Source organism: Paenibacillus silagei, from assembly GCF_017874735.1.
In the GTDB taxonomy this organism is placed as follows: Bacteria; Bacillota; Bacilli; order Paenibacillales; family Paenibacillaceae; genus Paenibacillus_AQ; species Paenibacillus_AQ silagei.
The window spans coordinates 36,274-56,540 of the sequence record NZ_JAGGLV010000009.1; the positions used below are offsets into that span (position 1 = coordinate 36,274).

General features: G+C 55.1%; 21 protein-coding genes. 7 read left to right on the forward strand and 14 right to left on the reverse strand.

What is annotated here, in order from left to right:
* Positions 1 to 2: 2 nt before the first annotated feature.
* On the reverse strand, positions 3 to 245 hold the full coding sequence (locus J2Z70_RS14915; RefSeq protein WP_209874281.1) for a hypothetical protein: 243 nt from the start codon (positions 243 to 245) through the stop codon (positions 3 to 5).
* 212 nt (positions 246 to 457) lie between these two features.
* Positions 458 to 655, reverse strand: a complete 198-nt coding sequence (locus J2Z70_RS14920) for a cold shock domain-containing protein (RefSeq protein WP_036725228.1) — start codon at positions 653 to 655, stop codon at positions 458 to 460.
* 172 nt (positions 656 to 827) lie between these two features.
* Here J2Z70_RS14920 and J2Z70_RS14925 point away from each other — a divergent pair, with 172 nt between their 5' ends.
* From J2Z70_RS14925 to J2Z70_RS14945, 5 genes are all read left to right on the forward strand, one after another.
* On the forward strand, positions 828 to 1,061 hold the full coding sequence (locus J2Z70_RS14925; RefSeq protein WP_036702226.1) for a hypothetical protein: 234 nt from the start codon (positions 828 to 830) through the stop codon (positions 1,059 to 1,061).
* Between the two features lie 6 nt (positions 1,062 to 1,067).
* Positions 1,068 to 1,238: a hypothetical protein gene (locus J2Z70_RS14930; protein WP_209874284.1), complete on the forward strand. Its 171-nt coding sequence runs from the start codon at positions 1,068 to 1,070 to the stop codon at positions 1,236 to 1,238.
* 206 nt (positions 1,239 to 1,444) lie between these two features.
* Positions 1,445 to 3,235 (forward strand): oligoendopeptidase F, encoded by a 1,791-nt coding sequence (gene pepF / locus J2Z70_RS14935; protein ID WP_209874287.1) that lies wholly within the window; start codon positions 1,445 to 1,447, stop codon positions 3,233 to 3,235.
* A gap of 85 nt (positions 3,236 to 3,320) precedes the next feature.
* Entirely contained in the window at positions 3,321 to 3,644 is a 324-nt protein-coding gene (locus J2Z70_RS14940) for a LapA family protein (protein WP_036725233.1), read from the forward strand.
* Positions 3,645 to 3,671: 27 nt separating this feature from the next.
* Entirely contained in the window at positions 3,672 to 4,715 is a 1,044-nt protein-coding gene (locus J2Z70_RS14945) for a M42 family metallopeptidase (RefSeq protein ID WP_036725236.1), read from the forward strand.
* Between the two features lie 402 nt (positions 4,716 to 5,117).
* On the opposite strand, the gene J2Z70_RS14950 is transcribed toward J2Z70_RS14945, so the two are convergent.
* The 10 genes from J2Z70_RS14950 to hemE form a co-directional block, all read right to left on the reverse strand.
* Positions 5,118 to 5,606, reverse strand: coding sequence for a tetratricopeptide repeat protein (locus tag J2Z70_RS14950; protein ID WP_342593018.1), 489 nt, complete (start codon positions 5,604 to 5,606; stop codon positions 5,118 to 5,120).
* Positions 5,607 to 5,637: 31 nt separating this feature from the next.
* Positions 5,638 to 7,587: an ABC-F family ATP-binding cassette domain-containing protein gene (locus J2Z70_RS14955; protein WP_036725238.1), complete on the reverse strand. Its 1,950-nt coding sequence runs from the start codon at positions 7,585 to 7,587 to the stop codon at positions 5,638 to 5,640.
* Between the two features lie 52 nt (positions 7,588 to 7,639).
* Positions 7,640 to 8,251, reverse strand: a complete 612-nt coding sequence (locus J2Z70_RS14960) for a TetR/AcrR family transcriptional regulator (protein WP_209874293.1) — start codon at positions 8,249 to 8,251, stop codon at positions 7,640 to 7,642.
* 76 nt (positions 8,252 to 8,327) lie between these two features.
* Positions 8,328 to 9,140 (reverse strand): DUF92 domain-containing protein, encoded by an 813-nt coding sequence (locus J2Z70_RS14965; protein WP_209874717.1) that lies wholly within the window; start codon positions 9,138 to 9,140, stop codon positions 8,328 to 8,330.
* A 25-nt stretch (positions 9,141 to 9,165) separates the two neighbouring features.
* Positions 9,166 to 9,789 (reverse strand): fumarylacetoacetate hydrolase family protein, encoded by a 624-nt coding sequence (locus tag J2Z70_RS14970; protein WP_209874296.1) that lies wholly within the window; start codon positions 9,787 to 9,789, stop codon positions 9,166 to 9,168.
* Positions 9,790 to 9,849: 60 nt separating this feature from the next.
* Positions 9,850 to 10,581 (reverse strand): glycerophosphodiester phosphodiesterase, encoded by a 732-nt coding sequence (locus J2Z70_RS14975; protein ID WP_209874719.1) that lies wholly within the window; start codon positions 10,579 to 10,581, stop codon positions 9,850 to 9,852.
* A gap of 19 nt (positions 10,582 to 10,600) precedes the next feature.
* Entirely contained in the window at positions 10,601 to 12,001 is a 1,401-nt protein-coding gene (locus J2Z70_RS14980) for a CapA family protein (RefSeq protein WP_209874299.1), read from the reverse strand.
* A gap of 130 nt (positions 12,002 to 12,131) precedes the next feature.
* Positions 12,132 to 13,592: a protoporphyrinogen oxidase gene (gene hemG, locus J2Z70_RS14985; RefSeq protein ID WP_209874302.1), complete on the reverse strand. Its 1,461-nt coding sequence runs from the start codon at positions 13,590 to 13,592 to the stop codon at positions 12,132 to 12,134.
* Positions 13,589 to 14,533 (reverse strand): ferrochelatase, encoded by a 945-nt coding sequence (hemH, locus tag J2Z70_RS14990; protein WP_209874306.1) that lies wholly within the window; start codon positions 14,531 to 14,533, stop codon positions 13,589 to 13,591. Before hemH ends, hemG begins: the two co-directional genes overlap by 4 nt.
* An 88-nt stretch (positions 14,534 to 14,621) precedes the next feature.
* Positions 14,622 to 15,683, reverse strand: coding sequence for a uroporphyrinogen decarboxylase (gene hemE / locus J2Z70_RS14995; RefSeq protein WP_209874309.1), 1,062 nt, complete (start codon positions 15,681 to 15,683; stop codon positions 14,622 to 14,624).
* Between the two features lie 229 nt (positions 15,684 to 15,912).
* Here hemE and J2Z70_RS15000 point away from each other — a divergent pair, with 229 nt between their 5' ends.
* Positions 15,913 to 17,133: an MFS transporter gene (locus J2Z70_RS15000; protein WP_036725253.1), complete on the forward strand. Its 1,221-nt coding sequence runs from the start codon at positions 15,913 to 15,915 to the stop codon at positions 17,131 to 17,133.
* A 52-nt stretch (positions 17,134 to 17,185) separates the two neighbouring features.
* Here the strand turns inward: J2Z70_RS15000 and J2Z70_RS15005 are convergent, their stop codons facing one another.
* Positions 17,186 to 17,815, reverse strand: a complete 630-nt coding sequence (locus J2Z70_RS15005; RefSeq protein WP_209874312.1) for an O-methyltransferase — start codon at positions 17,813 to 17,815, stop codon at positions 17,186 to 17,188.
* A gap of 250 nt (positions 17,816 to 18,065) precedes the next feature.
* Between J2Z70_RS15005 and J2Z70_RS15010 the strand changes: the two genes are divergently transcribed.
* Positions 18,066 to 19,199 carry a THUMP domain-containing class I SAM-dependent RNA methyltransferase gene (locus J2Z70_RS15010; RefSeq protein ID WP_209874315.1) on the forward strand — a complete coding sequence of 378 codons (1,134 nt, stop codon included), beginning with the start codon at positions 18,066 to 18,068 and terminating at the stop codon, positions 19,197 to 19,199.
* 358 nt (positions 19,200 to 19,557) lie between these two features.
* On the opposite strand, the gene J2Z70_RS15015 is transcribed toward J2Z70_RS15010, so the two are convergent.
* Positions 19,558 to 20,238, reverse strand: coding sequence for a hypothetical protein (locus J2Z70_RS15015; RefSeq protein ID WP_209874318.1), 681 nt, complete (start codon positions 20,236 to 20,238; stop codon positions 19,558 to 19,560).
* Between the last annotated feature and the right edge of the window lie 29 nt (positions 20,239 to 20,267).

Genomic DNA, 20,267 nt, shown 5'->3' on the forward strand with positions numbered 1-20,267 from the left:
GATTATGGGCGGGGAAGGATATAACACCACCGGGCCCGCCGCAGCATAACAAAATGCTCCGGCATCCCCATTGTGGTCGGTTTTTCGACCATATCCCGCCCACTCGCCTCTTCCGCACCGAATATGGTCGGTTTTTCGACCATATCCGGCCCTTGCCCCTCTGCCGCACCGAATGTGGTCGGTTTTTCGACCACATCCCGCCCACTCGCCCCTTCCGTACCGGATGTAGTCGGTTTTTCGACCATATCCTGCTGTTCGCTGAAATCAGCGAAGTCATTCCTATTAACTTTATGCGTAACTTATCCACATCGGACGTAAATCATAATTTCCTAACCAATAAAAAAACACAGCCCCCGAAGGAACTGTGCTGCTCAAGCTGCCTGATGCTACTTATGCCAGTGCGTGCTAGATCAAATATATATATTGCGGCTGACAGAAGCTCTGCCTTGGCCGTATTTTATAATTTAACTACGTTCGCTGCCTGTGGACCGCGGTTACCGTCCGTAACATCGAATTCTACCGCTTGGCCTTCGTCCAAAGTCTTGAATCCGTCGCCTTGAATCGCTGAGAAGTGAACGAAAACATCTTCGCCGCCTTCAACTTGAAGGAAACCATAACCCTTTTCTGCGTTAAACCATTTTACTGTACCTTTCAAATGAACAACCTCCTAAAAATACCGCCATATATGGCGTATGCTTACATTATACTCTTTCTATACTTGTAAAGCAATCCATCTTTTCCCTGATTTCATGATTTAATTTGCTTTTCCCTTCTCCGGTGCGTTATCATTGACCCAAAAGCCAAAAATCGCCAGGGTGGTAATGATAATGATCAAAAAACATGAAATATACAAAACAGACAAGTGGAACATGATGACGGTGGAGGTTCAGGGACGTTATATTATCCTTCGTGAAATCTCCGACCAATGGGGAGAAGAAACGCATACCTTCATGAGCCGTCCGGCTATGATGCAGTGGGTGAACAACCGCTTCAATAAAGAATCCTACAAGGATAATGAAGAAGAGTACAAGAATATCATCGCAGCCTTCAAACAGGTATAGTCCGGCATGGATAATGAGAGTCTTGTCATTTATGTCATTGTCGTCCTGTGCCTGGGTGCCGTACTGATTATGAGCAAGGACAAAATGCCCCCGCGCTTGAAGCGCGGGATGGCATTGACCGCAGTCATTATGATTGCGCTGGCTTTTGTCTTCATTATTTATAGCCTGCTCACATAACTTCATCTGTAAGCAAGATTTAATAAACATGAATTGGCAGGGCATACTAAGCAGACTTTGAGAATCAGGAGGCTGCCGTCATGTCCGTTACCGCCAAATCACTCCCGCTCCTGCTTGCGCTCAGCCTGCTGCAAGGAAATCTGTCCTCAGCGCTCCCGCAGGCGGAGAGCAGCCCAGCCGCATCCCATCTACCGAGGAGGATTTCTATGGAACAATTACCTAAGAGAAGTGAAGTGCCCGCCGAGAACCGCTGGAAGCTTGAAGATATGTTTGCTTCAGAGGAGCAATGGGATGCCGAATATAAGGAAGTGAAGGCGCTGATTACAAGCGCTGCCTCCTTCCAGGGGAAGCTGGATTCTCCGGATGCCCTGAAGAAGTGCTTCGAGCTGGACGATAAGCTGTCCCTGCTGACTGAACGCCTCTATGTCTATGCGCATATGCGCCAGGACGAGGATACAGCGGCTCCGAAGTACCAGGCTCTCTCCTCCAAGGCCAAGAAGCTTGGCGTTGAAGCGGGTGAAGCTCTTTCTTTTGTCACACCTGAGATTCTGGCCCTGCCTGACGCGACACTGGACCAGTTCATCGCTGACCCTTCGCTCTCCTACTACACCTTCACCTTGACTGAAATGAAGCGTGAGAAGGCCCATGTCCTGTCCAAGGCGGAAGAAGCGCTGCTGGCTCAGGTCAGCACGATCGCCCAGGCCCCGCAAACTGTATTCAGCATGCTGAATAATGCGGATCTGAAGTTCCCTAAGATTAAGAACGAAGAAGGCAAGGAAGTTGAGCTGACCCACGGAAGCTATATTCAATTCCTCGAAAGCCCGGACCGTGAGATACGCAAGAACGCCTTCAAAGCGGTCTATGAAACTTACGGCAAGCAAAAGAACACGATTGCCGCCACGCTGAGCGCGAATGTGAATAAGAATGTCTTTTACTCCCGTGTGCGCAAATATCCTTCCGTGCTGGAAATGTCCCTCTACGGCGACAATATTCCGAAGGAAGTCTACACGAATCTGATCGATACGATTCACGAGAGTCTGCCGCTGATGCACCGTTATATGAAGCTGCGCCAGAAGCTGCTTGGGGTAGATGAGCTACATATGTATGACTTGTTCGCTCCGCTGGTGGACGAATATAAGCTGGATATTACGTTTGACGAGGCCAAGAAGATTACCAAGGAAGGCCTGAAGCCGCTTGGCGAGGGCTACCTTAGTGTTCTGCAGGAAGGCTATGACAAAGGCTGGATCGATGTCTACGAGAACGAGAACAAACGCTCCGGCGCATACAGCTGGGGGGCTTACGGCACCCATCCTTACGTGCTGCTGAACCATAATGACAATCTGAACAGCATGTTCACACTGGCACATGAGATGGGTCACGCCCTGCACTCCTACTATTCGGACACAGCGCTGAAATACCGGGACGCGCAGTACACTATTTTCCTGGCGGAGGTTGCTTCTACTACCAATGAGGCGCTGCTGATGGATTACCTGCTGAACAAATCCACAGATCCGAAGGAAAAAATGTACCTGCTCACCTATTATGCCGACCAGTTCCGCACGACGGTATTCCGGCAGACGATGTTCGCTGAATTCGAAAAAATCATTCACCAGCGTGCCGAAGAAGGCGAATCGCTCACACCGCAGGATCTCTCTGCGATCTACTACGATCTGAATGTCAAATATTACGGCAAGGATATGGTGATTGATCAGGATATTGAGATGGAATGGGCGCGGATTCCGCATTTCTACAACAGCTTCTATGTTTACAAATATGCTACCGGCTTCTCGGCGGCGACGAGCTTCGCCAAACAGATTCTGGAGGAAGGCAAACCGGCGGTTGACCGTTACCTCGGCTTCCTGAAGAGCGGCGGCAGTGATTATTCCATTAACATCCTGAGCAAGGCGGGGGTTGATATGTCGTCTCCTGAGCCGATCCGTGAAGCCATGAGCGTATTTGAGAGCGTCATTGAGCAGATGGAACAGTTGACCAAGTAAGACAGAACGCTTAGTATAACAGTAATCCCTTGCCCTTTGATGGCAGGGGATTTGTATTGTCAGATCATCCTGAGGAGGAAGCTATATGAAATTTCAATGGTCACTTATATTAGGTTTATTTTTCGCTCTGCTGACTGCAGTATTCGCAGTAATGAATGTGGATACGGTGCCCGTTAATTTCGGGTTTGACTTTGTCAGCATTCCGCTTATCCTCGTTATTCTTGGCTGTGCGCTGATCGGCGGCGTGGTTGTAGGTTCGTACGGAATTTTCCGCCAGTACAAGCTGCAGAAGCAGATTAAGAGCCTGAATGCCGAGCTGGCCAAGCTGCGTGACGCTAATAGTATCAACATGGAACCTATCCCTGCTGAGAGTGACCCCTTTACGCCAGAAGGATCATCCCGGCTGTAACCCATAGACGAATAGGAGGAACTATCCTTGCTTACCATCCAGCCCAATGAAGAATATATTCTGAATCTGCTCAAAAAACTGCTCGACACCCCAAGCCCCAGCGGCTTCACCGCCCAGGTGATGGCACTCGTGGCCGAAGAAGCGGCAGCGCTCAATATTCCGCTTACCTGGAATGAAAAAGGCGGCGCGATGCTCACCGTACCCGGACTTGACCCTTCGCGCACGATCGGCATCAGCGCCCATGTGGATACGCTCGGTGCCATGGTCCGCTCCATTAAGTCTAATGGTACTCTCCGCTTAACCTCTGTGGGCGGCTTCAGCATGAACAGCATTGAGAATGAATATTGCATCATCCATACCCGCAGCGGCTTAACTTATACCGGTACGATCCTGACCAGTCATCCATCTGTGCATGTGTATGCCGATGCCCGTGATTTCAAGCGTGCGGAAGAGAACATGGAGATCCGGATTGATGAGCTGGTCTCCACCAAGGATGATGTGCTGAAGCTGGGGATTTCGGTAGGTGACTTCATTTCGTTCGATGCAAGGGCGGTGCTCACCCCCAGCGGATATATCAAATCCCGCCATCTGGACGACAAAGCCAGTGTAGCTGCCTTATTCGGGCTGCTGGAGAGCATCCGGCGCGAAGGCTGGAAGCCGCTGCATAACCTGTCCCTGCTCATCTCCAACTATGAAGAGGTAGGTCACGGCGCTGCCTGGATTCCAGGGGAGATCAATGAGATGATCGCTGTGGACATGGGCGCGATGGGCGATGACCTCAGCTGCAAAGAGACGGATGTCTCCATCTGTGCCAAGGACTCCTCCGGCCCGTATGACTATGCCATGACCAGCCGCATGATCGAGCTGGCGAACGGTCTGGCTATTCCATTCGCGGTCGATATCTATCCGCAATACGGCTCCGACGCCTCTGCTGCGCTGCGCGGCGGAAATAACATCCGGGCCGCACTGATCGGACCGGGCGTACACGCCTCGCACTCCATGGAGCGTACCCACAAGCAGGCTGTGCTAAATACGGCTAAGCTGCTGGCGGCTTATGTTGGGGCGAACTGATCGGGCTGCTCCCCACGGCGGGTCACTTTCTATAGCAACACGACCTGGATATTAGTAAACAAGTACAAAAGGCAGCACCAGCTCATTTCAATAGCTGGTGCTGCCTTTTTAGTTAACCATGGTGATATAGTAATTAGACAAATATTACTTTACACGGCCGAAATGTTGCAACTATTGCAACCTGGCCCGCCCATAATTGAATATTTGCAGGGATTCCTGCACAAATTGCAACAATTCCCCTGCCCACCGGCTCCGGTGAGGAATAATCCTGCATTTTGGGCAACATTTGCGGATTAGAGCTGAGATAACGAGAGAGATGTTGCATTTTGGGCAGGATTTCCGCATACCCTCTGACTTTGAGGATTAGGGCTGTGTTCACGCGTGAGATGTTGCATCCCCCGGTTAAGGCCATACCTGCTCCAGCTTGTCCGCATAGTATTTAATGGCCTTGCGGTAATCCCGGATACCGGGATCGGCGGATGTATCCGCAAGCAGGGTAAGCAGAAGCTCCATAGCTTGGGTGTGTACACCGAGATTATGCAGCGTCATGGCCAGAAAAGCTTTGAATTCCGCACGCTGCGGGAATTCAAGCGCTCCCTGCTCCAGCACCACACGGGACTCCGCATACTGCCCGAGCGTCCGGTAGGTGCTGCCCAGGCCCAGCATCGCGCCTGCCTTCTGCTCCGCATCTGGAAGCCCCAGGGCAAGACTCTGCTCGTAATAGGACACCGCCTCACGCTCCAAGCCCAGCACATCATGCGTCCATGCCAGCTGATAATGCAGCTCGGCATTGCTCCCGTCTGCTGACAGTAGCTCTAGCAGCAGGGTCCTTGCTTCTTCTGCCCGGCCAGAGGACCGGAGCTGCACAGCAGCTTCTATCGTATGAGTCACAGCCACTGTTCCCTCCTTCTGTACCGCGGTGTTACTTACCCGCGATCTTCTCCGCCAGCTCATTGAGATACGTCCAGCGCTCCATCAGGCGCTCCAGCTCTGCCTCGGCCTGCCGCTGCTTCTCCACCAGCTCCTGCAGCCTGCCGGAGTCGGCGAAGGCCGCTTCCATCTGGGCCGAGATGTCTGTCAGATGCTGCTCTGCCTGTTCGATGGCCTCGTCGATGCCCTCATACTCGCGCTGCTCCTTGAAGGTGAATTTCAGCTTCTCGCGCGGCGCTGACCCGGCCTGAGCATTCCCGCCCTGCTCAGCAGCGGCACCAGCCCCGCTGGCACTGCGGCCGGAGCCGCCGTCTGCCTTGCCGGCGTTCCCGCTGCCGGATGGGACATTCTTCGCCAGCCACTCTTCATATTCGCTATAGTCGCCGACATGCAGGCGGATGCCCCCATCCTCGAAGGCAATCAGCTTATCCACGGTGCGGTCCAGGAAGTAACGGTCATGCGATACCGTGAAGACTACACCGGGGAATTCATCGAGGTAATCCTCCAGCACAGCGAGTGTACCGATGTCCAGATCATTCGTCGGCTCATCGAGCAGCAGCACGTTCGGGGCTCCCATGAGGACGCGCAGCAGGTAGAGACGTCTTTTCTCGCCGCCGGACAGCTTGGAGATTGGCGTCCACTGCATCGCGGGCGGGAACAGGAAGCGCTCCAGCATTTGCCCGGCGGTGATGACACTGCCGTCTGCGGTCTTGATGATCTCGGCTTCTTCCTTCACATACTCGATCGCCCGCAGGCTGAGATCCATGTCCTGATGCTCCTGGGTGAAATAGCCCAGCTTCACGGTTGTTCCGAGCTGCACCTCACCGCTGTCCGGGGTAAGCTTACCGGCAATCAGGTTAAGCAGCGTGGACTTGCCGCTGCCGTTCTTGCCGACAATCCCCACACGGTCCTGCGGCACAGCAATATAATTCAGATCCTTGATTAAGGTCCGGCCATCCAGCGATTTGGTGAGATCCTGAATCTCAATGATTTTGCGGCCCAGTCTGGTGGAGGCTACAGAGATATCCATAGATGATGCCGATGCGCCTCCCGTGCTCTCCTTGAGCTTCTCGAAGCGGTCGATCCGCGCCTTCTGCTTCGTGGAGCGGGCCTTAGCCCCGCGGCGAATCCAGGCCAGCTCGGTGCGCAGCAGATTCTTGCGCTTCTGCTCGGCCGAAGCCTCCCGTTCTTCACGGTCTGCCTTCAGCTCCAGGAACCGCGAATAGTTCGCTTCATACCGGTACAGATTCCCGCCGTCCAGCTCAAGCATTACACTGGCTACCCGTTCCAGGAAATAACGGTCATGCGTGACCATCAGCAGCGCCCCGCGCCGCTTCTGCAGATACTGCTCCAGCCAAGCTACGGAATCCGTATCAATATGGTTGGTAGGCTCATCCAGAATCAGCAGCTCCGACGGCGTAATCAGTGCCGCCGCCAGCGCTACGCGCTTGCGCTGTCCGCCCGACAGGCTCTCCATCCGGGCATCGAAGCGGGTAATCCCCAGCTTCGTGAGGACTGTCTTGGCCTCACTCTCGAGCTGCCAGGTGCCAGCGGCATCGATGGCCTGTCCAATCCGGACAAGCCTGCTCTCCAGCCCTGAATCTCCCGGATTCTGCTCCAGAAGAGACATAACCTCCATATATTCCCGCATCGTCGCAAGCTCCGGGTCCTCTCCGGCAAATACCTGCTGCAGGACCGTATTTCCAGGCTCATAAGGCGGATTCTGGGCCAGAAACTGCACCCGCACATCATTGCCGATGCTAATCTGCCCTTCATCTGCTGTATCGAGCCCGGCGATAATCTTCAGAAAGGTTGATTTTCCCGTGCCGTTGACGCCAATTACGCCTATCTTATCCCTGTCGTCCATGCCAAAGGAGGCATCACGGAACAAGGTTTTCTCCCCGTAGCTCTTGGAGAGGTGTTCCACCGTCATAATATTCATCAGTTGTCCTCGCTTGCCTTATATTTTGAAACCGGAACTTAGCTGTACTCTCTTAAGATTCAGCTTCAGCAGGGAAGTCGCCCAGCGCCGAATCCAGGCTGCCCAGTGCCCCAGTGATAAAGAGCCTGGCCGCAAACTTCGCCCGCTTATCGGCATCTGCCTCGGCAAACTCAGGGTCGAACAGGATATCCATCTTCAGACGGTCCAGAATCCCGATGTACGACTGCGCCATCAGCTCCGGCTCGGTAGCCCCGCCTTCCAGCAGCACCTTCACCACAGCCTGCATATAGGCTTCCATGAACTGTGCCATATACGCCACCAGCTCAGGGTTATTGTTAGGCGCACGGAAGAACAGCTTCGTATGCTGCTTGCGCTCATAGTAATAGAACAGATGATGCTCTGCAATCACGGAGAGCTTGTCTGTCATTGCGGAGCAGGCCCTCAGCTTACCCTCAAGCTGCTCAAGGAAGCCTTCACAATCGCGGCGGGTAACCGCCATGAAGAGCTCCTCTTTGCTTTTAAAATATAAATAGACCGTACCCTTGGCAATGCCTGCACGTTCGGCCACTTCCGACATCTTGGTCTCATAAAAGCCGCCTGAACCGAAAAGCTCATAAGCGGCATCCAGAATAGCTGCATGTTTGTCTACGGATGCACTGCTCAACGGTTCACCTCCCAACCCATAGAATCCTGTATGTTACCGGATAACGCAACGGCCGGCTTAATCCTCAGGTCCGTCCTTATCCTATGTAACTGATATAACTGACCAGCAGCGCTACAGCACCGCCTATTATAGAACTTACAGCATTTAGAGTATCATTGTCCATCCAGCGCCAGCCCCTGGCGTATACCGTAGGCTTCCCGCAGTGCTTGGAGGCCTCGACCTCGCGGCCGCAGACCGTGCAGCGGTTCATCCGTTGCACGGTAGCACCCAGAACCGAGTCGGCAAAAGCTCCCGCAAGCCCGCCCAGCAGTCCGGCCAGCACCAGCAGCCAGAAGGCATGGGGCGTCATGCCGGAGGCCGCCCGCAGCACCCAGGAGGCCGCGCCGATGAGCGCCCCTCCCGCCGCTGCGGCCAGCGTCCCGGGCAGGGATACGCCGCCGGAGGTGCCTGCCTGGAGCACTTTCCCGGTCAGCACCGACCGGGGAGGCTTCCGGGCCAGCGTGCCGATCTCTGTCGCCCATGTATCCGAGGTCACAGTAGCCATCACCCCGATGAACAGGAAGCTCCAGAGCTCCAGCGGATAGATCGCGTTCAGCAGAACGGCCAGCATCCCGAGTCCGCCGTTGGCGAAAACCTGGCCCGCGTCGCGGCGTCCGGTTTTGTCATACGTGGCCTCCAGCTCTGCCTTATTCTCATGATGCAGCTTCGACAGCAGGGTTGAGGAGATGAAGAACACGAGCAGGATACCGAACCAGAACAGATTCCCCGCGCCGAAATAGATCGTCCCCATAACCACTGCCGCCACCATTCCTGAGAAGCTAAGCGACTGCTTCCAGTAAGCGGCCCCGGCAACCAGCAGCGCACCGCAGGCCCCGATCAGCCATTGCAGCACTTCAAGTCCTGAGAGCATCGCCTTAACCGATCAGGCAGGTGCCCATGAGGGTGTCGCCCCAGAACAGCTCGAACGAATCGCCCGCCACTACCGGACCTACCCCGGCGGGAGTTCCGGTGAAGATAATATCGTCTTTGCCCAGCCCGTAGCGGGCGGCAATGAATTCAACGATTTTTTGCAGGGAGAAAATCATGTTCTTCACGTTCCCGCGCTGAACCTCAATCCCGTTCTTGCGGACGGTAAAGTCGGTGGCCTCCAGTTCCTCTTCCTCAGGCAATGCCATGTACGGGGTCAGCGGAGCTGCGTTCTTGAAGCCCTTGGCAGCCGTCCACGGCAGCCCCTTGCGCTGCAGATCATTATGCACATCACGGAGCGTGAAGTCGAGGCCCAGCGCCATCACATCCACCAGCTCCTGCACACTCATCCCCGGCACGTAATCACGCGCAATGCGCAGCACCAGCTCCCCCTCGTAATGAATCAATCCGGCGTCCTTGGGCAGATGGATGATCGCTTTATCCAGGGCCACGGCAGCATGAGACGGCTTCAGGAAGATCAGCGGCTCAGTAGGCACCTTATTGCCCAGCTCCTCCGCATGTAATTGATAGTTGCGTCCTACACAGTATACATTATTGATCGCACTGCTCATTGTTCCGTCATCTCTCTTCCTCTATGAATTGGAATTCATACTGCAATGCTGCAATCCTTATTAGGCCTTCAAAAAGAGTTCGCCCCAAATATCCGGACGGTTCGTACAGATCATAATATCGGAATGAATCTCCGACAGGCGGCGCATTTCCTTGCCCTTGTTCAAGGTCCAGGCCATCACCTGCACCCCGCGTGCAATCAGGGATTTGGCCAGAACCGGGCTAAGCCGGTCGAAGCTGATGGATAAGAAGGAGCAGCCCAGCTCATCAAGCTTACCCGCAGGATCACCGGATCTGGAGTCATAGATCAGCCCTGTATGGAACCGCGCGTCCAGCTCCTTGATCCGCCGCAGTACGCCGGCATCGAACGAGGTCAGCACCACTTCCTCACGCATTCCCCTGGCATTCACCAGATCAATGACCGCCTGCGCAAGACCCGGATACATGTCCCCCACCGTCTTCAGTTCAATATTCAACCGCAGCCGGCCTGATGCCAGAGCAAGCACCTCTTCCAGAGAAGGCACCCGCTCTCCGCGAAAAGCACGGCCTTTCCAGCTCCCCGCATCCAGCCGCCGCATGTGTTCATAATCCATATTCTTCACCTTGCCGTGTCCGTTGGTCGTGCGGTCCAGGGAATAATCATGGATGACTACAGGCACCCCGTCCTTCGTCAGCTGCACATCAATCTCCATCCAGCGTACAAAAGGCAGCGCAATCGCCATCCGCACGGCGGCCAATGTGTTCTCAGGAGCTTTACCGGAAAAACCGCGGTGGGCTACACACATATTGTTCATCATCGATACGCACCTCCGGCTATTTCACCGCTTGGGTCACAGTGCCGTCATTGCGGACCTTGATCAGGCCGGAAGAAATAGATTGTATTCTGTGCAGCAGCAGCTGCCCGTCGGCTTCATTCATCGGCACCGGCTGCGCCAGCTCGGCATCCATCGGCTTCAGCTTAAGAGCGCATTGCCCCTGCTTGCTGCATTCCGCCTGGAATACCGCCGTCTCCCAAGTCGCCGGGATGGAGCCGCGTGTGAAAATAAAGTTGCCTGTGCTGTAGGCAATCCATTTGCCTTTGTACGGCTCAATTCCCTGCAGCACATGCGGATGGCCGCCCATCACGAGATCGGCTCCGGCATCAATGAAGCTATGCCCAAGCGCCTGCTGGGTCTTGTCATACTGCTCCATCCGCTCCCGTCCCCAATGGACGACGACAACGACAACATCGGCCTTTTGCTTGGCTGCGGCAATCGCCTTGAGCGCTTCCGCACTGTCATACACCGAGGCAAGGCCAGGCTTGCCCGCTTCCGCCTTCCATTCAATCACCGGCATCACCCGGGTGAAGCCCAGCAGGGCAATCTTAATTCCATTACGTTCAAAATACTGCGCCGAATAGGCCTCCTGGCTATTCCGCCCTGCCCCCACATGAGGGATTCCGCGCTCACCCAAATGCTTCAGGGTGTCCAGCAGACCTTCCTCCCCCTGATCCAGCGTATGGTTGTTAGCCAGATTGACGGCATCCACACCGGCGGCTTTGAGCGCGTCCAGTGCTTTCGGCGGGCCCTTGAACACAAACTGCTTGTTCTTGGCCCCAACCCCGCGTGTAGTGATCGGCGTTTCCAGATTGACTACCGTGAGGTCATCCTTCTTGAACATTCCATCCAGCGCGCTGTAGGAATAATCGTAGCCCTTCTGCTCCAGCAGCGCGCCTGCTTTTCCGCTGAAGATGATATCTCCGGCAAAGCTCAGCTTCACCGTCCCGCCGGAGGTATTCTCCGGCAAGCCTGCAACCAGCCCGCTGCTGCTTCCCGTTGTGGCCTGCGGTGCATCCGTATGGGTTGCCTGATCCGTTGGTGACGGTGCAGGCGTAGCCGAAGCTTCCGTGGTCGCCGCAGGCACTGGAGAAGCCTCCGGTGTCTCCTCCGGAGCAGGCTCAGCAGTGGCTGTAGCCTCCGTCCCAGTCTCTGCCGCTGTAGGTACGGCTTCTGTAGGGACGGCCGCCGTTGCATCAGCTTCTGGTGAAGGGGATGTGACAAGCGCCGCTGGCGGAGCAGCAGAGCCCTGCGGGTCCTTGTCATCCATGAATGAATAAGCGAGCGCTGCGGTAATCATCAGCAGCAGCGCCACATTGACCCACGCCCAGACCCTTCTGCGCCGTCGCCTGCTATGTTGTCTCTTGCCTTGTCTATTGCCTGATCTCGGCGGATACATGAGTCCAAGTAATCTCCTTTACCCTTAAAGTGTTTCTATTATAGCATATCTATCAGCCGCCGCTCCAAGCCGGGAACGGAGCCTCTCATAAAAAAAGGTGGAGCGCCACTGCTCCGCTCCACCGTTGCTTTTAGATTGTAGCTCCCGCCGGCTCCGGCAGCTTCGTGAGGCTGGCTGCGGCAGTCTCAGCCGTAAGCTTCGCCTGCTTGATGCAGTCCGGCATCCCGATGCCGTCATAGCCTGCGCCAAAAGCATAGACGCCGGGCAGCTTCTGCGCCAGCTCGCTGCGCAGGCCGGCAATCCGGCCGGGATGGCCGACCGGATACTGCGGCATAGATGACCTCAGCCGGGTAATCTCTGTGAACAGCGGCGCTGCAGTGATCCCCATGATCTCCTTCAGGTCCTTGCGGACCAGCTCCGCCAGCGCGTCATCGGGCAGCTCCACATTCTGTTCATCCCCCGACCGTCCCACGTAGCAGCGCAGCAGTACCTTATCGTCAGGGCTGGTATGCAGCCATTTGGTAGAGGTCCAAGTGCAGGCGGTGATGTTCCGCCCTTCCTTACGCGGAACAAGGAAGCCCGATCCGTCGTATTCAGTAACGATATCTTGCCGGGTGAACGCCAGAACCACATTAGCTACTGATACATAGTTCACTGCATCCAGCGCCGAGACATCCACATGGGGACGCAGCAGCTCTGCGGCTGCGAAGTTCTGCACTGTAATATAGATGTCGTCTGCTTCCAGCAACTCACCGCCCTCAAGCTCCACCTCATAACGGGCAGCGCCGGAAGAACCCGCACCTCCCAGAACACGGATGGATTTCGCTCCTGTCCCCGTGAGCTGCCGGACATCCTGCAGCTCATGGATGAGCGCATGCACGAGACTTTGCAGCCCTTGCCGGAAGGTGAGGAAGGCGCTTTTCTTCGTTCCCGTATGGGTCTCCACCGGCTTCCTGCCGGTGGTCATTCCACGGATCAGACTGCCGTACTGGCGCTCGACCTCACCGAACTGCGGAAAGGTCGCCTGAAGACTGATCTTGCGCATATCCCCTGCATAGATCCCTGCCAGCAGCGGCTCCGTCATATTCTCCAGCACCTCTGTACCAAGACGGCGCTCAATCAGATCGCCTAACGACTCATCCTCCGCACTGCGGCGGGGCGGGAGGACGAAATCCATCATCGCCCGCATTTTGCCGCCGAAGGAGACCAGACCGCTCTTCAGGAAGGGCTTCAGCTCTGTCGGAATGCCCAGCACAAGACCGGCAGGCATCGGATGAAGCTTGCCACGCTGCAGAATGTAGGTCTTCTTGGCATTAGGATTCGTGCTTACCAGCTCGTGGTCCAGCTCCAGCTCCCTGGCCAGATCAACCATCGCCGTCTTACGGGCCAGGAAGGAATCCGGGCCCTTCTCAATCACGAAGCCGTCACGGTGCAGTGTCTCGATTTTGCCGCCAAGGACCTTGTCCTTCTCGATTAAGGTAATCTCCGGCTGTACTGCCGCCTCACGGTAGAACTTGCGGATATAGAACGCGGCGCTGAGCCCGCTAAGGCCTCCGCCGATAATAACTACCTTGCGGGGTGATGCCGTCATGGCAGATTCACCTTCAACTGGTTCGCCTTCGTACGCACCACATCGCTGAGCACCGACATATAGGCCGGATCACTGTTCAGCGAGTCAATCCGCAGAAGACGCATATCCAGCTCGGAGGCAAGCTGCTGCGCTTCAATATCCAGATCGTACAGCACCTCCAAATGGTCGGAGACGAAGCCGATCGGGGCTGACAGCACGTATTTCACCTGGCTCTCCGCCAGCTCACGCAGCGTATCGAGAATATCCGGGCCTAGCCAAGGCTCCGCCGTCCGGCCCGCACTCTGCCAAGTGAACTGCCAGGATTCCACCCCCGCCTGAGCGGCAATCGCCTGTGAGGTCTCCAGCAGCTGGTCACGGTACGGATCGCCCATCGCCAGAATACGTTCAGGAAGACTATGTGCACTGAACAGCACGCGCACTTCCTCGCGCGACGCGCCGGTCTCTTCGAACTCGTCCAGCTTGGCAGTCACTCTCCGGCTAAGCACATCGATCAGCTCGGGATGCATATGGTAGCTCTCTACGAACTCCATATGAATACCGCAGGCTTCGGCTTTTTCCTTGGCGCGCTTGATATAGGTTCCTACACTCATCACAGAGTAATGCGGAGCCAGCACGATGCCAATCGCCTGGGTAATACCGTCCCGGACCATAGCCTCGACACCATCCTCGATGAATGGTCTGGCATGCTTGAGACCCTGGTAGCAAACATACTGGATCTGCCCGCTGTTCAGCTTGGCCTGCAAGGCTTCCACCTGACGGTCGGTATTTTCTCTAAGCGGAAAAACCCCGCCGACAATCGCCTTGTAGCGGTCAGTCAGCTCTTTAAGCTGCTCAGCAGAGGGAGCGTTCCCCCGGCGGATATGCGTATAATAAGCCTCTACATCCTCAAGACTCTCAGGCGTGCCGTACGACATCACGAGTACTCCAATTTTGTTGGCCACGGTTTCCATCCCCTTTATGAATTAATTAACGTCCTATACAGCAAAGAGAGCAGCAAAGGCTGCTGCCATCTTGATGCTATTTCTTCAACTAGGCCAGCGGTGGTGCCGCCTGTTTCATTGCTGCTGCCGAATACTCATGCACGTAATCCGTTAATTCCTTGAGCGTGTCCAGTGAAGCTTCAGGGAATAATCCATGCCCCAGGTTGAAAATATACCCCGGCTGCGTGATTCCTTCATCGATCAGTTCCTTGGCACGGGCTTTGAGCATATCCATCGGCGCGGTCAGCAGGTATGGATCCAGATTACCTTGAACCGCATAGCCCCCGCCCAATCTGCGCCGTCCTTCGGTGATGCTTACCCGCCAGTCCAGCCCGATCACATCGGCCTGCAGCTTGGTCAGGCTGGGGAGCAGCTCCCCTGAGCTGACACCCGGGAAGTAGATCTTCGGAACCTCCAGATCAGACAACTCGGCAAAAATCCGGGTGATCGTCGGCAGCACATACTGCCCGAAATCACGTGGAGCGAGCGCCCCGACCCAGCTGTCGAACAGCTGGAACGCCTTCCCGCCGCTAGCGACATGGGCGCGCAGATAGGCGATAACCATATCGCCCAGCTTCTCCATCAGCTTCTCCCACACCTGAGGCTGGCTGAACATCAGCTCCTTGGTGCGGTGATAGGTCTTGGACGGTCTGCCTTCGATCAGATAACTGGCGATGGTGAACGGAGCCCCGGCGAAGGTGATCAGCGGAACGTCCAGCTCCTTGTCCAGTATGGCGATGGTCTCCAGTATATGGCCCAGATCGCCTTCCACATCAATCGGCTTCAGCCGGTCCACATCACTTGCGGAGCGGATCGGATTCTCGATAACCGGTCCGATGTTCTTCACAATGTCAAAATCCACACCGAGGGAGGCCACCGGATTCATGATGTCAGAATACAGAATCGCCGCGTCCACGCCCAGCTTGCGCACAGGCATCAGGGTCACCTCAGCCGCAAGCTCAGGCTGCCTGCAGATCTCAAGCAGCGAATATTTCTCCTTGATCGTACGGTAGTCGGGATCATACCGGCCAGCCTGCCGCATGTACCATACGGGGGTGTACTCCGTGTTCTGCTGTCTGCAGGCACGGATAAAAGTGTCGTTGTAGGTCATGATAAGATCTCCATTAGATTTAATAGAATACTGTGAAAAAACACATATCATTATTATGCCCCTTTTGTAAGCGGCTAACAACCGCCTCACCCGAAAGGGAATGACAATCCCATGACATTACTATGACATGTGTTGCATTGTACCGCTGAAAAACTATGATATACTGATATAATGTCAATTTTTCGTGAACTCTGTAACATTGAATCCCCTGAAAGGAAGTGAAAGCACTTTGAAGAATTGGGAGACCTGGAAAGTCAACCTCATGGTGCTTTGGTTCGGCCAGTTTCTGGTGAATGCAGGCATGACTATGATTACCCCGTTTCTGTCGCTTTATCTCGCCAAAGATCTGGGGGTGACCGGCGACCGCGCAATCGGGATGTGGGCCGGGCTTATTTTTGCCGCCAACTTCTTGACCTCGTTCATCTTCCAGCCGCTCTGGGGCAAGCTTGCCGACAAATACGGACGCAAAATTATGCTCCTGCGCTCCAGCTTCGGCATGGCGATTGTTATTGTGCTGATGGGCTTCGCCCAGTCCCCGATGCAGCTGCTGCTGCTCCGGTTGCTGAACGGAACCATCTCCGGCTTCAACCCCGCCTCTGTCGCGCTGGTCTCAGGCACCACACCGAAACCGAAGATGGGCTTCGCGATGGGCCTGATGCAGTCCGGCGCGGTAGCCGGAACGATTCTGGGGCCGCTAATGGGCGGCTTACTGGCGGACTGGATCGGGTTCCGGCCGATTTTCTATGTGGTCGGCGCGCTGCTGTTCGTTGCTTCATTGCTGGCGTTATTCCTGGTCAAAGAGAAATTCGACCGGGCAGAAGCAGCACAGGTGCCTCAGGTATCCGTGCTGGAAGGCTTAAAGGAACTGGCGAAGGTACCGCAGCTTCCCGCCTTGTTCGGCGTGACCTTCCTGTTGCAGTTCGCCATGGTCAGCCCAATGTCGCTACTGCCGCTCTATGTAGAGAAGCTGCATGGCACCACCGTGGACCTTGCGTTCTGGGCAGGTATGGTCAGCGCAGTCACCGGCATCTCGAATATGCTCGCTTCGCCGCTGCTCGGCAAGCTCAGCGACAAGGTAGGGGCGCACCGGATACTGACCTTTGCGCTGATCGGCGCCGCTCTGTTCCTGATTCCGCAGGCGTTCGTGACCAGCGTCTGGCAGCTGATTCTCGTCCGCTTCCTGATGGGCGTCTTCATGGGCGGCCTGCTGCCTAGCGTCAACGCCCTGATCCGCTCCTATACGCCTGACGGCAAGGAGAGCCGGGCTTTTGGCTTCAACAGCAGTACGCTCGCGCTCGGCAATATGCTCGGTGCGGTAATCGGCGGATTCCTGTCCGGTTATATCGGGATTGAAGGCCTGTTCATTGTCTCCGGTGCATTCCTGCTGATCAATACGGTCTGGGTGCGGATCAAGCTGTACAAGAAGACTGAACCCCGGCTATTCCGTTAACAGGCTGCTTCTCTTATGGGCGGTATAACTGGTGTGGCTGGTGTAGCACAAGTTATTTCACCATTGCCAGCGCCAGGCCGTCATAGGCAGGCAGCAGTGTGCTGGTCAGGCGGGGATCGCCCGCTATCATCTCATTGAAGCGGCGCATGGCCTGGACTGCCGGTCCGTTCTTCTCCGTATTGAGTGTGCGTCCGCGCAGAAAAATATTGTCCCCGGCAATAATCGCCCCCGGCGAAGCCAACCGGATCGCATATTCCAGATAATTCGGATAGTTCTCCTTATCGGCATCGATGAAGAAGAAATCATACCTGTTCCCCTGTGCTTCAAGCAGCTTCAGGCTGTCCAGTGCAGGGCCGATCCGGTATTCCACCCGGTCCCCGAAGCCCGCCTGCTGCAGATGGCTCTGTGCCAGCTCAGCATAGTCGGCCTTAAGCTCCAGAGAGGTCAGCCGGCCTTCCTGCGTAAGTCCCCGGCACAGACAGATTCCGCTGTAGCCGCCTAGCGCCCCGATCTCCAGCAGGTTTGCTGAGCGGGAGAGGGTCACCAGCATCGTCAGCAATCTGCCGTAGCCTGGGGCAATGGACACCTCCGGCATGCCTTTGGCCGCGATGGCTGCTTTGACTTGGAGCAATAATTCATCTTCTGTATATAGCTGTTCGCTGTACTCTTCCTGATTCTGCATATGTATTCTCCTCTTGAATGGGTGTATGCGCCTGCGGACAGGCATTGTGCAGAACTCTTCCTTACCCTATACTGTAAGCTGAACGTTCTGCAGGTTCAGATGACAAACCATATAAATTGAACTTGAAAATCTACAGACAGGGAAAAGTAACGGAGCCCCTACTGAAAAACTTGCATGTACAATTTATATAGTTACTCTTATTGTACTGGCTATACGTATTTATCCACAAGTTAAACGGAGTTGAGCGCACTTGGGCAAATTACAATTGATCGCCACCGCCCCCATGGGGCTGGAGGCTGTAGTAGCACGCGAATTAAACGAGCTGGGTTATGAGACCACGGTCGAGAACGGAAGGGTCCTGTTCAGCGGGGATTACATCGACATCTGCCGCTGCAATCTGTGGCTGCGTACCTCGGACCGTGTACTGGTGAAGATGGGCCAGTTCCCGGCCCGGACCTTCGATGAGCTGTTCGAAGGAGTGAAGGCGATAAATTGGGAGGACTGGATTCCCGAGAACGGCGAATTCCCGGTAGAGGGCCGCTCGCATAAATCTCAGCTGACCAGCGTACCTGCCTGCCAAGGGATCGTCAAGAAGGCCATTGTCGAGAAGCTGAAGCTGTCATACCACACCGAATGGTTCCCGGAGAATGGCCCCCGGTATGTGGTAGAAGTGATCCTGCTGAATGATATCGCGCTGATTACCCTGGATACTACCGGCCCGGCCCTGCACAAGCGCGGCTACCGCCGCCAGGCTACGGAAGCGCCGCTGAAGGAGACGATGGCGGCGGCTCTGATCCAGCTCAGCCGCTGGAACGGCCATCGTCCACTCTATGATCCTTGCTGCGGATCAGGCACGATTCTGATCGAAGCCGCGATGATCGCCTGGAATATCGCGCCGGGCCTGCGCCGCTCCTTCCCGTCCGAGCACTGGCCGGAGATTCCCCAGCGCCTGTGGGAGGAAGCCCGCGAGGAAGCCTTCGATGCGGTGCGTGACGATTACCCGCTGCAGCTGACCGGAACGGATATCGATCCGGCAGCGATTGAGATCGCCGAAGCGGCGGCGAAGAGCGCCGGACTCTCCGGTGAGATTACGTTCAAGCATATGGCCGCTGCGAAGGCCCGGCCGGAAGGCGAATACGGCTGCATCATCACCAATCCGCCTTACGGCGAGCGGATCAGCAATGACAAGGAAGTGGAGAAGCTGACCCGCCAGTTCGGCGAGATGATGCTCTACCTGCCCACCTGGTCCTTCTTCGCCATCAGCCCGTACAAGGAGTTCGAGCAATACTACGGCCGCAAGGCGGACAAGCGCCGCAAGCTCTACAACGGCCGGATCGAATGCCAATACTATCAATACCTGGGGCCGCTGCCTCCGCGGAAATAGCAGGAACAGCGCGGTTAAGCAGTTAAGTAACGATCTCTAAGAAGCCTTAAGTCCCATGAAGCACTCTGTGCTATGGACTTAAGGCTTTTTGTTCTCATTCAGCCGCTGATGCTGCATCAATTTCGCACACAGTTGCCCCCGCTCACCCCGAAGCTATACATTGTATAATGTTTTCCACATACATTTACTCCACTCACCCCCGCAGATGCACATTGTATGTTGTTTTCGGCATACATTTGCTCCGCTCACCTACGTAGCTGCACATTGTATGTTGTTTTCCACATACATTTGCTCCGTCCACCCAAGCAGATGCACATTGTATGTTGTTTTCGGCATACACTTGCGGTGGAATCAGACCTTAAACCAGATCTGGACTTTGCAGCGAACCTACATACTCATAGTAAATAATTCGTTGAGATACTCCTCTAGCTACAGGGCGAAATTTACCTTTATCCACCAACATGCGACTGTACTTAATGACTGTCGCGGTTTGCAGTTCAAGCTCTCTCGCAGCATTCCCCGGACGAAGAACACGATTGTAACGGATAGCTAATCGCATTAAATCTCGTTCAATTCTGGAATACGCTCTCTCGGTACTTCGATTTGTAGTTTCAGCCGACAAATAAGGAAACAAAAGGTTCCGTAGTGCGGAGAGAATGAAAGATGGATTATCTTTCATCTCGTCTAGAGAGATGTAGAGCACCACGCAATCTTGTGATTGCAGGAAGAGACCCCGATTCAGGTCCATCCGGTATTTGCTACGGTCCGTGCCATGCGACCCAAAATCCATAATCTCAAACGCAATGCGCGAAGATCCAACCTTCCATAGTAAATCGACAAAATAGGATCTGCCGCGCCAGTCTTTTACTTCGTATTCCGGATGCAGTCCGTGAAAATGTCCGGCAAGTGGCCACCAAACACTTTCGACGAATAAGCGGTTCCCGTAGCCATGCCCCCGCTTAAGCGCATCTAGCCGCTCCCCCTTTCTTCGTTTGAGATGATTGCTTAACCATTGATCATGCTCTCCAGCAAAGCCCATTTCAGTCCCCCCACTTAGCATTGAATTTA

Excerpts from the sequence above, each read along its gene's own strand:
- J2Z70_RS14915 (WP_209874281.1), bottom strand. The coding sequence starts at position 245 with ATGGTCGAAAAACCGACTACATCCGGTACGGAAGGGGCGAGTGGGCGG.
- J2Z70_RS14925 (WP_036702226.1), top strand. The coding sequence starts at position 828 with ATGATCAAAAAACATGAAATATACAAAACAGACAAGTGGAACATGATG.
- J2Z70_RS14930 (WP_209874284.1), top strand. The coding sequence starts at position 1,068 with ATGGATAATGAGAGTCTTGTCATTTATGTCATTGTCGTCCTGTGCCTG.
- pepF (WP_209874287.1), top strand. The coding sequence starts at position 1,445 with ATGGAACAATTACCTAAGAGAAGTGAAGTGCCCGCCGAGAACCGCTGG.
- J2Z70_RS14940 (WP_036725233.1), top strand. The coding sequence starts at position 3,321 with ATGAAATTTCAATGGTCACTTATATTAGGTTTATTTTTCGCTCTGCTG.
- J2Z70_RS14955 (WP_036725238.1), bottom strand. The coding sequence starts at position 7,587 with ATGAATATTATGACGGTGGAACACCTCTCCAAGAGCTACGGGGAGAAA.
- J2Z70_RS14970 (WP_209874296.1), bottom strand. The coding sequence starts at position 9,789 with ATGAGCAGTGCGATCAATAATGTATACTGTGTAGGACGCAACTATCAA.
- J2Z70_RS14975 (WP_209874719.1), bottom strand. The coding sequence starts at position 10,581 with ATGAACAATATGTGTGTAGCCCACCGCGGTTTTTCCGGTAAAGCTCCT.
- J2Z70_RS14980 (WP_209874299.1), bottom strand. The coding sequence starts at position 12,001 with ATGTATCCGCCGAGATCAGGCAATAGACAAGGCAAGAGACAACATAGC.
- hemG (WP_209874302.1), bottom strand. The coding sequence starts at position 13,592 with ATGACGGCATCACCCCGCAAGGTAGTTATTATCGGCGGAGGCCTTAGC.
- hemE (WP_209874309.1), bottom strand. The coding sequence starts at position 15,683 with ATGACCTACAACGACACTTTTATCCGTGCCTGCAGACAGCAGAACACG.
- J2Z70_RS15005 (WP_209874312.1), bottom strand. The coding sequence starts at position 17,815 with ATGCAGAATCAGGAAGAGTACAGCGAACAGCTATATACAGAAGATGAA.
- J2Z70_RS15015 (WP_209874318.1), bottom strand. The coding sequence starts at position 20,238 with ATGGGCTTTGCTGGAGAGCATGATCAATGGTTAAGCAATCATCTCAAA.